The organism is uncultured Rothia sp. (assembly GCF_937976295.1).
Lineage (GTDB): Bacteria > Actinomycetota > Actinomycetes > Actinomycetales > Micrococcaceae > Rothia.
The window spans coordinates 1-10,970 of sequence record NZ_CALJRY010000133.1; the positions used below are offsets into that span (position 1 = coordinate 1).

At 60.6% G+C, this 10,970-nt stretch carries 9 protein-coding genes; all 9 read right to left on the reverse strand.

Going from position 1 to position 10,970, the window contains the following annotated elements; translation table 11 throughout:
* Positions 1-675 (reverse strand): translation initiation factor IF-2 N-terminal domain-containing protein (locus Q0216_RS03340; protein WP_298592913.1); only part of this gene is annotated, 675 nt, incomplete at its 3' end.
* Positions 676-894: 219 nt separating this feature from the next.
* Entirely contained in the window at positions 895-1,176 is a 282-nt protein-coding gene (locus Q0216_RS03345; protein ID WP_298592924.1) for a YlxR family protein, read from the reverse strand.
* A gap of 324 nt (positions 1,177-1,500) precedes the next feature.
* The gene (nusA, locus tag Q0216_RS03350; RefSeq protein WP_298592915.1) at positions 1,501-2,586 is read right to left on the reverse strand and encodes a transcription termination factor NusA; all 1,086 of its coding nucleotides are present in this window, start codon (positions 2,584-2,586) and stop codon (positions 1,501-1,503) included.
* Positions 2,587-2,697: 111 nt separating this feature from the next.
* The gene (locus Q0216_RS03355; protein ID WP_298592917.1) at positions 2,698-3,369 is read right to left on the reverse strand and encodes a ribosome maturation factor RimP; all 672 of its coding nucleotides are present in this window, start codon (positions 3,367-3,369) and stop codon (positions 2,698-2,700) included.
* 2 nt (positions 3,370-3,371) lie between these two features.
* The gene (locus tag Q0216_RS03360) at positions 3,372-5,204 is read right to left on the reverse strand and encodes a proline--tRNA ligase (RefSeq protein ID WP_298592919.1); all 1,833 of its coding nucleotides are present in this window, start codon (positions 5,202-5,204) and stop codon (positions 3,372-3,374) included.
* Positions 5,205-5,315: 111 nt separating this feature from the next.
* Positions 5,316-6,461: a GNAT family N-acetyltransferase gene (locus tag Q0216_RS03365; protein ID WP_298592920.1), complete on the reverse strand. Its 1,146-nt coding sequence runs from the start codon at positions 6,459-6,461 to the stop codon at positions 5,316-5,318.
* Between the two features lie 293 nt (positions 6,462-6,754).
* A complete protein-coding gene (ispG, locus tag Q0216_RS03370; RefSeq protein ID WP_298592926.1) occupies positions 6,755-7,897 on the reverse strand; it encodes a flavodoxin-dependent (E)-4-hydroxy-3-methylbut-2-enyl-diphosphate synthase in 1,143 nt (380 codons plus the stop codon).
* 138 nt (positions 7,898-8,035) lie between these two features.
* Complete coding sequence (locus Q0216_RS03375; RefSeq protein ID WP_298592922.1) at positions 8,036-9,391, reverse strand: RIP metalloprotease; 1,356 nt, start codon at positions 9,389-9,391, stop codon at positions 8,036-8,038.
* A 272-nt stretch (positions 9,392-9,663) separates the two neighbouring features.
* A complete protein-coding gene (locus Q0216_RS03380) occupies positions 9,664-10,545 on the reverse strand; it encodes a chromosome partitioning protein ParA (protein ID WP_298592923.1) in 882 nt (293 codons plus the stop codon).
* Positions 10,546-10,970: the final 425 nt, after the last annotated feature.

Below are 10,970 nucleotides of genomic sequence, written 5' to 3' on the forward strand. Positions count from 1 at the left end.
GTTACCACCGGAACGTGCGCCAGCTGCCGGACGGGGTGCACCGGGGCGGGGACCGCCGTTACCGCCGGGACGTGCGCCACCGTTGCCACCGGGACGACCGTTACGTGCCGGACGGGGACCGCCGGAACGCTGGGAGTCGCCGCCGCCACGCTTCATACCCTGCTGGGCTGCGAAGGGGTTGTTGCCGGGGCGAGGACCGGGCTTGGGGCCGGGCTTCGGAGCGGCAGGCTTGGGCGCTGCCGGTTTCGGTGCAGCCTCGGGGCGTGCCATGCCCTGCTGGGATGCGAAGGGGTTGTTACCCGGGCGGGGGCCGCCGGGCTTGGGTGCTGCTGCCGGCTTTGCGGCGGGCTTAGCTGCAGGCTTGGGTGCCGGCTTAGCGGCAGACTTAGCAGCAGGCTTTGCCGCTGCGGGCTTGGGAGCTACCGCAGGCTTAGCGGTGGGCTTAGCCGCTGCGGGCTTGGGTGCCGGCTTAGCTGCCGACTCCGCGGGTGCTGCCTTTGCGGCAGGCTTAGCGGCTGCGGCGGGGAATTCCGCGCGCAGCTTCTTCAGAACCATGGGGTTCAGGGTGGACGAAGAGCTCTTAACGAACTCGCCCATATCCTTGAGCTTGGCGATAACTTCCTTAGAAGGTACGCCTACTTCTTTAGCAAACTCGTGTACTCGAGGCTGAGCCAAATTTTCTCCATTCCCGGTCCGCACCGGGAATGGTGCGGACACTAATGTTTACGGGGTGCACGCCCGAAGGCGCGCCAGTTCGTGAAATTGCCGGTGGGTGAGCACGAAAGGGTACTCATTTCGCGGCACTCATTAGATATCCATCAGTTTTCTGACTCGCTTTCAGATAAGAAGTCGTCAAACTCGTTGACTTACAGAGGGCATATACCCGAAAAGCGTCTACGAGGGGGTCGAGTCCGCAATCACGGCTCGAATCTGCTCGCAGCACGCCTGCAACTGGGCTGCAGGGACCGCTTTTTTGAAGGCGCGCGCCAGACCGTTCTTTTTCTGCAGAGCGGCTACGCACTTTTCGCTCGGATGGATCCAAGCGCCTCGTCCGGGCATAGTTCCCGCCACATCGGGCTGATAGGGCGGGGTGTCCGCCTGCTCGGTAGCAGACGTGACGGGTGTGCGGGCGATGCGCAGCAGCTTGCGCTGTTCATCGCGGGCACGGCATCCGATGCAGGTGCGGACCGGTCCTTCAAACGCTTCGGAGGTTGCGGTGAGGTCGTGATCGCTCGTGGTCCTCTCCCCTCTCTAGCGTGTGTAGAACCGCGTTCGCGGTACATTCGTGATGCTCTATCCGGTGCGTGCTATCCGGTGTGTGCGAGGGCGCGTTAAAGCGCCCGGTTACGCACCGGCACATCTTAATAGTGTATCCCGTTTTTAAGAATCATGGGCAAAATTGTGACGCAGGCGCAAGAACACCGGGCAGGGTACTGCCCGATATTTGCGCCTGCATTCAAGGGATATGCCGCGGGATACGCCCCTCACCGGGGCTAATGCTTATTCAGCGTCCTGTGCGGACTCTTCTGTTGCCTCTTCAGCTGCCGCGCCTTCAGCCAGGCTACGGGCCACGCGAGCTGCAACCTCTTCCTCGGCACGAACCTGAGCGTACTTGGACTCGGAGAGAATATCGATACGCCAGCCGGTCAGCTTCGCAGCCAGACGTGCGTTCTGACCCTCACGGCCGATAGCCAGGGACAGCTGGTCATCCGGCACCACGGCACGAGCGGAGTACTCGCGCGGGTTCGCGATAATGACCTCGGTGACCTTCGCAGGGGACAGCGCCGCAGCGATGAAGGTTGCCGGATCAGTCGAGTAATCGACAATATCAATCTTCTCGTCGTTCAGCTCGGCAGCAACCGCACGCACGCGGGCACCCATATCGCCAATGCACGCACCCTTAGCGTTAATGGTCGGGTTCTTCGCGGACACAGCAATCTTAGAGCGGTGGCCAGCTTCACGTGCGATGGAGTTAATGGACACCAGGCCCTCAGAGATCTCGGGAACCTCGTGCTCGAACAGGCGCAGAACCAGGTTCGGGTGCGAACGAGAAACCACAATCGAGGGACCCTTGGGGCCGCGGCGAGCCTCAACCAGGTAGGCGCGCAGGCGGGTACCGTGCGGGTACTTCTCGCCCGGAACCTGCTCGTTGCTGGGCAGAACAGCCTCAACGGTGCCCAGGTCAACCTGAACCATACGCGGGTTGTTGCCCTGCTGGATCACGCCGGACACCAGGGTGCCCTCACGGTCCTTGAACTCGCCCAGAACGGATGCATCCTCAGCGTCACGCAGACGCTGCGAAAGCACCTGACGGACGGTTGCGGCAGCGATACGGCCAAAGTTGTTCGGGGTATCGTCGAACTCGTCAATCTTCTGGTTGTCCTCATCAAGCTCAGGAGCCAGAATGATGAACTCGCCGGTGGTGCGGTCGATGACGGCACGAGAGCCCTTAATAGCGCCGGGCTGCTTCATGTACGCGAGCAGCAGGGCGTCCTCAACCAGGGTGAAGAGCTCCTCCATGACGAGAGAGCGCTGCTTCGCCAATGCGCGCAGTGCGCCCAGGTCAATAGTTTTAATATCCTCCACGCTTTTCAGCCTTTCCCAGTTAGCACGGCGCCGGGACGCTCAATGCGCCCCGGCTCCCGAACGGTATATACCTGGCACGGAGCGCACCCCGTGCCTGAAGCTTTAATAACTCTATTCTACCGGCTCAGCAGGCGAATTGAAGTCAATCTCGACGTGAGCAGAAGCAATATTTTCCCACGGAAGCAAAGAGGGCTCGTGGTAGGACTCCTTCTGACCCTTCTTCGTGTTCTTCTTGCGAGCCAGCACCGGGCCCTCGTCCTGCACCTCGTGCAGACGCGCCAGATACTCGGTGCCGTCGGGTGCGGTGATCGCAATCAGGCGGGTACGGGCACGCTCCCAGTGGCGGCGCTCGGTCAGGGCGCGGGTAGCGCCGGGCGAGGACACCTCCAGCTCGTAGGGGAAGAACTCGTCGTTGTCGTCCGCACGGTCCAGTGCGCTCGAAATCGCACCGGAAATCTCCGCGAGAGAATCCAGCGATAGCGAATCGGTACGCTCAGCGGTGTAGTCCACCGTAATCTTCACGGTGCGGTTCGCCGCCGGACCCGAAATCTTCAGGCCCTCCAGCACCAGCGAGAACTCGGAGATGACCGGGGCAATCGCCTCGGCAACCTCTTCCTCACGGATCGCGCGGGTACCCACGCGCACCGGTGCCTCCACCACGGGCTCACGCTCAGCGCGAGTACGGGAAGTGTTCACACCATTCGCCACGCGGGATGCGGCACGGCGAGCGCGCGCATTCGGAGCGCTCTTCTTAGAGCCAGAACGCTTCGGCTTATATGCCACGGCTACTCCCCCTTGACCTCAGCGATGACCTCAGCCACCGCGTTCTCGACAGACACCTCGCGAGCCTCACCGCTGCGGCGGTCCTTGAGCTCCAGCACGCCGTCCTTGAAGCCGCGACCAATCACCAGGATGGTGGGCACGCCCAGCAACTCGGCGTCGCCGAACTTCACGCCGGGGCTGGTCTTCGGGCGGTCATCCAGCATGACCTGCAGGCCAGCAGATTCCAGGGATGCGCTGAGCTCTTCAGCGTACTCGTGGGATGCTGCGTCCTTGCCGGTGATGACGATGTGCACGTCTGCCGGTGCCAGGTTACGCGGCCAGATCAGGCCCTTCTCGTCGTGGTTGCCCTCGGCGATAGCAGCCAGTGCGCGGGTCACGCCCACACCGTAGGAGCCCATGGTCACGGTCTGCAGCTTGCCGTTCTGGTCCAGGACCTTCAGGCCCAGTGCCTCAGCATACTTGCGGCCCAGCTGGAAGATGTGGCCCATCTCGATGCCGCGGGCTGCCACCAGCTCGCCGGAGCCGTCCGGTGCCGGGTCGCCTTCGCGCACCTCGCACGCCTCAATCACGCCGTCGGCGGTGAAGTCGCGGCCGAAGACCAGGTTCGCCACGTGCTTGCCCTCTTCGTTTGCGCCGGTCACCCAGCGGGTACCGCGCACCACGCGGGGGTCAACGAAGAAGGGAATGCCGGTTGCGGAAGCCACCGCATCCTCGTCCTCGGTGTGTGCGCCGAGCAGGGGCGCATCCAGGCTCATGCCGGGGCCAATGTAGCCCTTGACCAGCTGCGGGTATGCCTTCAGGTCTTCTTCACTGGCTGCCTCGACCTCAACCTCGCCGCCGATGCCCAGCAGGGCGCCGATGTTGACCTCAACACGGCCCAGGTCCACGGCGCGGTCGCCGGGAACACCCACGGCGAAGACCTGACGCTCGCCGGAGGGGGTGATGACGGTGCCCAGGAAGCACTTGAGGGTCTGCGAAGCATCCAGGGTGCCGCCGGTGACCTCGGGGTGCAGTTCGTTCATGCGCTCCACCAGGGTCTCAATGGTCGCGGAGTCGGGGGTGTCCAGGACGATTGCCGCCGGGGTGTCCTCGGTGATTTCGATGTCCTCGGGGACCACGGTGGTGACGGCCTCAACGTTTGCCGCGTAGCCGCCTGCAGAACGCACGAAAGTGTCCTCACCGATGGGGGTCGGGTGCAGGAACTCTTCGCTGCGGGAGCCGCCCATCGCGCCGGACTGCGCGGTCACGATAACAATCTCCAGGCCCAGGCGCTCGAAAATGCGCTGGTAGGCGGCACGGTGCGCCATGTACGCCTCGTTCAGGCCCTCATCGTCAATGTTGAAGGAGTAGGAGTCCTTCATGACGAACTCGCGGCCGCGCAGCAGACCCGCGCGGGGGCGCGCCTCATCGCGGTACTTGGTCTGAATCTGGTACAGGTAAACCGGCAGGTCCTTGTAGGAGGAGTACAGGTCCTTGACCAGCAGGGTGAACATTTCCTCGTGGGTGGGTGCCAGCAGCATGTCTGCACCCTTACGGTCCTGGAGGCGGAAGAGGTTGTCGCCGTACTCGTCCCAGCGGTTGGTAGCCTCGTAGGGTTCGCGGGGCAGCAGTGCCGGGAAGTGGACTTCCTGCGCGCCAATGGCGTCCATCTCTTCGCGGATGATGTTCTCGACCTTGCGCAGTACTTTCAGGCCCAGGGGCAGCCAGGTGTACACGCCGGGGGCTGCGCGGCGGATGTAACCGGCGCGCACCAGCAGCTTGTGGCTGGCGACCTCAGCGTCTACGGGGTCCTCGCGCAGAGTGCGCACGAAGAGGTTGGAAAGGCGAAGTACCACGATTCTCCTTGAAAGGTCGATAGGTTTAGGTAGGGTGCCCACGGCTCACCGAGTAAGCCGCAAATAGGCACAGTCGTCTTTAATTTTATAGCGTTTTAGGGTTCGGCGTGTTTAGCGCTCAAAAATGATGGTCGAGAACTGCCCAATCTGCTCCCAACCGGTCCCCCGGTACATGGCAAGAGCGCGGGCGTTGTAGTCGTTCACGTACAGGCTCAAATGCGGGTAGCGGTGCTGCAGAATCTGCGCGGCGGCGGCAAAGAACGGCTTAGCCAGCCCGTAGCCGCGGTAGTCCGGGTGCAGCCACACGCCCTGCACCTGCGCGGCGTCCAGGTTCACGATGCCCGCATCCGCCTTGAAGATGACGCGCCCGTTCACGTCGGTGACGATGGCGCTGCGCTGACCTGCAATGAGCGTGCGCAGGCGCGCCGCGTAGCCGTCACCGTAGCGGGCAATCGGGTCGAAGCCGACCTCCTCGGTGAACATGGCGGCTGCGGCGGGAAGAAGCTCCCCCAGGTCCGCGGAGGTGGCGAGGCGCGCATACCCGGCAGGCTCGCCGGTAGAGTCGCCGGCAAGAGGGCTCTCCCCCGGTGCGAGGGGTGCGGGCTTGAGGGGCTCGGGCAGGTGCGCCGGAAGCTCAGGAAGCTCCACGGCGTAGAAGCGGGCAAGGTCCTTCTCCGGCGGCAGATACAGCAGCGGCTGATTGGGGCGCTCCGACAGAACCCGCGCACGGTGATCGCAACCGTCACGCAGGCTCGGCTGTAGCATCTGCAGCAGTGGCACCGGGCTCTTGCCGCCTCGGCTCTGCTCGCACAGCTGCTGCATGCGCGTCCACAGGGGCATCACGAAGGCGCTCTCACCGAACATGGAATCCAGGCGAGAACCCACCTGCAGTAGCAGCTGAGCCAGCGCGTCACGATGCGCGAGCGCCGTATCATCCAGGGTGGGAGCGTCCAGCGCTTCGCCGCTGTGAGCATCCGCAGCGTGTTCAACGTGTTCAGCTGGGGCGCCGCACAGACGCACCGGCACCACATTCGAACCCAGTAGCAGCACACAGCACAGCTGCCCGTCCCGCTCACATCCCACAAAACCCTGATAGTAGTGCAGCGGAATACGCGGGGCCCTCACCGGAAGAGGGCACGCCAAATAGTGCTCAATGGGGTACAGATTCGGGACCGGGTCATTGAACAGGACCTCCTCCAGCTCATCGCACCACCGAGCATCCAGAGCAAAAACGTGTTCCTTCACGCGATCAGGCATAGGGGAAGAATCCATCGACGAAACAGCAGTCGAAACAGCAGCACGCCGGGCACGATGGGCTTTACGGCGGCGAGAAAAAAGAGAGAACATGACCTGTTGAGTGATAGAGAATGAGCGACAAAACTTGAGTGAACATCCGGGGACACGCACCCCCGAAAAGGTAGCCGAATCATACGGCAACAACCGGTTGCGGCACGCACCGAGCCTGCCGCCACCATAACCGGACACAACCGGACAGAACCGGAAAAACGCGGAGGCGCCCTCACCGGGGCGCCTCCGCGCACAAAAGCTAACTAGCTCACCGAAACAGCCGGGGAACCCTCGGGAACATACTCGCCCGAAGCCTCCATCTCAGCAGCAATACGGGTAGCCTCTTCAATCAGAGTCTCAACGATCTGATCCTCAGGCACGGTCTTAATGACCTCGCCCTTCACGAAAATCTGGCCCTTACCGTTACCGGACGCCACACCCAGGTCAGCCTCACGAGCCTCACCCGGGCCGTTCACCACGCAACCCATCACGGCAACACGTAGCGGAACCTTCATGTGCTCCAGGCCCTTAGTCACGTTCTCAGCAAGCTCCCACACGTTCACCTGCGCACGACCACACGACGGGCACGAAACGATATCCAGCTTGCGGGGACGAAGGTTCAGCGACTCCAGGATCTTGGTGCCCACCTTCACCTCCTCAACCGGAGGAGCAGACAGCGATACGCGAATAGTATCGCCAATACCCTGAGACAGCAGAGTACCAAACGCCACAGAGCTCTTAATAGTGCCCTGGAACGCCGGACCAGCCTCAGTCACACCCAAGTGCAGGGGCCAGTCACCGCGCTCAGCCAGCTGACGGTACGCCTCCACCATCACCACAGGGTCATTGTGCTTCACAGAAATCTTGAAATCACGGAAACCGTGCTCCTCAAAGAGCGACGCCTCCCACACGGCAGACTCAACCAGAGCCTCCGGAGTAGCCTTGCCGTACTTCTCCAGCAGACGCTTATCCAGCGAACCGGCGTTCACGCCGATGCGCAGAGAAGTGCCGTGGTCCGAAGCCATCTGAGCGATTTCCTTCACCTGGTCGTCGAACTTACGGATATTACCCGGGTTCACACGCACAGCACCGCAACCAGCCTGAATAGCCGCATACACGTACTTCGGCTGGAAGTGAATATCAGCAATCACCGGAATACGGGACTGCTTCGCAATAATGGGCAGAGCCTCGGCATCCTTATCGGTCGGGCAGGCCACACGCACAATATCGCAACCGGCAGCGGTCAACTCAGCAATCTGCTGCAGAGTCGCACCAATGTCGTGGGTCTTAGTGGTCGTCATCGACTGCACCGAAATCGGAGATTCAGAGCCAACACCCACGGAGCCCACCTTGAACTGGCGGGTTTTACGGCGCGGCGACAGAACCGCGGGAGCGGGCTTCGGCATACCAAGGCTGACCGACAAGGTTTTCCTCCATACATGAGTTGTGAAAGACGGTTATGCGTCTTTCTTTCAGCTTTTTATTGTGCCACTGACGCGAAAGAAACCACTAATACGGGTACCCTTACCGCGCGCAACAACACACTAAAACAGGGTGATGGGCTTAACAATATCCGCCACAATCAGGATGATAGACATCACAATGAACGCGCCCGCTACCACATACGTCAGCGGCAACAACTTCACCGGATCAAACGGACCCGGATCCTTACGCCCAGTCAAACGCGCAAAGAAACGACGTACACCCTCCCAGAGCGCACCCAACACGTGGCCACCATCCAGCGGCAGAAGCGGAATCAGGTTAAACGCAAAAAGCATCAAATTCATATTCGCCACAAGCGAGACCAACATCGCAGCCTTCGCCTTCACATCAATACGGTCAGTAGCCGTCACCTCACCAGCAATACGGCTCACACCAACCACAGACACCGGCGACTCGGCACTACGCTCACCACCAGTCACCAAAGTCACCGTCAACTCCCACACACGCTGCGGCAGCGACAGCATCGACGAACCCACACGCGCAAGCGTATCGCCCACCATCGCAGGCACCTCAGTAATAGAACCGGGCACCAACTCACTCGACGGCGAAACACCCACAAAACCGCCGCGAGTCGTCGCAATCGAACCATCCGCAGCACGCGCATACTGGCCCTTACCATCAGAGACCGGGCGGATCATCTCAACCGGAGTCACCGACAAATCCAGACGCTGACCATTACGCTCCACCGTCAGGGTGCTCGGGTTAGAACCCGCCGCACGAATCGCCGAAGACACAGCCTCCCACGAACCCGTCGACGCACCATTCACAGCAACCACGCGGTCACCCACCTGCACGCCAGCAGCCTTCGCAGGCGACGGAGTGGACTTATCCGTACACTCCCCATAGCTGATCGAATCATGAGTGACATTCACACTCGGCACGCACTCAGACACCGCCGACACCTTATTCGTCACCTGCGCCGTACCAAAACCACAAATCAGCACAGCAGTACACACCACACCAATCAGCAGGTTCATCGTCGGGCCACCCAACATAATCACCATGCGCTTGAGCACCGGCAACTTATAGAACAGGCGGTCCTCATCACCGGGCTTCAGGCGCTCAGCATCCGCCGCACGCGCCTCCTCAGCCAAGGACGCAAACGGGCTGGTACTACCCGAATGGCCCTCCTCATGGTGCTCCTTCACCTCAGCAGGGCTCGGCGGGTACATGCCAATCATCGAAATGTAACCGCCCAACGGGATCGCCTTGAAACCGTACTCAGTCTCGCCGCGGCGGAAAGAGAACACGGTCTTACCGAAGCCAATCATGTACTGCGGGACGCGCACATTAAACAGCTTCGCGGGCACCAGATGCCCCACCTCATGCAGGGCAATCGAGACGGCAATAGCGATTGCCATGAGGATAATGCCCACAGCGTACAGCAGGATTTCCACGCTTTTTCTCGTTTCGGTTCGGGGATACGAAGCTTCTAGGATACTCGCTTAGCCTGTGAAGGCGCCCTCCCCCGCTTTCTGGAGGGGCTGACTTGGGTAGGGTTTGTTTGGGATAGATGAGTCTGGGATAGATGAGGAGGAGCGGTGTTCGTCCTCGTTCCTACAGGGGCACCCGCCCTCGCTTCGCTTCGGGCACCCTGATGTCACATTCGGACGACACCGCCCCTCAACACCTACCAAAATGCCAAGCCGTAGTGGGCAAGCTTAGGAGACTAGCTCAGAATCTTTCGGGCATTCTCTTCAGCAGCTTTATTCGCGGTAGTCACCTGCTCGATGAAGTCCTGTTCCTTTTCGAGGAAAGTGGTCATATAGGTGTCTAGTATCTGCTCAGTTTTTTCCTCGTAGTTGATTTTCTCTCGACACGCTGCATCATCAATCGCTGTTTGCCGCTCAGCAGGCTTTCCATGCACAGCATCGTATGCAATGTCTGAAGTTGAATAGGTGTATCCACGCTCAGCCATGCAACGTTCCCATTCACCATCCAGAGACGAATATGCGCCGTTGATGACAGAAGTACGGATGTAGGACAGTAGCTTCTCCGTAACTACTTCCCGCGTTCCTGCCAAAGTTCCAGAACCGTATAACTTCAGCTCAGCTTCTTTTCTACAGCCGCCTTTTCCGTCATCTCCGTAAAATGCCTGGGTTTCTTGCTCAGTCATTTTCACTGTGTCTTCCAGAGATGCATAACGAGACGGAGGGGTAGGGCTGGGATAACCAGATTTGTTGGCATAATCCACGCTTAGAGGCAGCGGAGAAAGCAGATCCCTAACGGGAAACGTTTCAACCATGTAGTAGGTTTTCCTGTCAGGGTAACCCTTGGAAACCATACATTCGGATGCAAGCCGCTGATAAGCACGTTCGACGTTATCAGAAATAGCAATCAACGCATTTACTTTTTCTGTAGCCTGCGTATCAACGGTTGCAGTTGCAGATGCAGAACTACTTTGCGGTGCCGAGGAGGCGCTATACGCCTTCTCAGCGTTAGCGGAAGCCGAGGAGTCGGCACTGGGTTGCCCGGACGCGCAGGAGCTAAGCAGCAGAGTTAGCGGGAGTAGAGCCCCGGCGAGGATTCGTAGGGTGTTCTGTCGACGCATAGGTGTGCACTTCCTCGTGAAATATAGCTGCATCTTTATCCACTCGTTCACAGGGCTCACCATTGTTTGCCCTTGAGAGAAGACGATTTGAACACTAGCCTACCATGCAGTGTCTGGGCGGCGCACCGCATGTTTTTCTATCGGGATACGGGGTGGAGGGGCGGTGTTCGTCCTCGCCCCGCTGGTGGGGACGGCACGCCGCATGTTTCCTCCGCGCCTACGCAGGGGCACCCGTCACCCGGACGCTCCGCTTCCTCCTTGCTTCGCGGCGGAGAGCGTCCGTGTGACACCCTGAGGGCGCATCCGGAAAACGCGGCCGCACCCGCACGGTAACCTGCTATGCCCAGCGAGGAAAGGCGGTATCGTCCGAAAGTGACATCAGGGTGCCCGAAGCGAAGCGAGGGCGGGTCCCCTGTAGGAACGAG

Excerpts from the sequence above, each read along its gene's own strand:
- Q0216_RS03365 (WP_298592920.1), bottom strand. The coding sequence starts at position 6,461 with ATGCCTGATCGCGTGAAGGAACACGTTTTTGCTCTGGATGCTCGGTGG.
- ispG (WP_298592926.1), bottom strand. The coding sequence starts at position 7,897 with ATGCCGAAGCCCGCTCCCGCGGTTCTGTCGCCGCGCCGTAAAACCCGC.
- Q0216_RS03380 (WP_298592923.1), bottom strand. The coding sequence starts at position 10,545 with ATGCGTCGACAGAACACCCTACGAATCCTCGCCGGGGCTCTACTCCCG.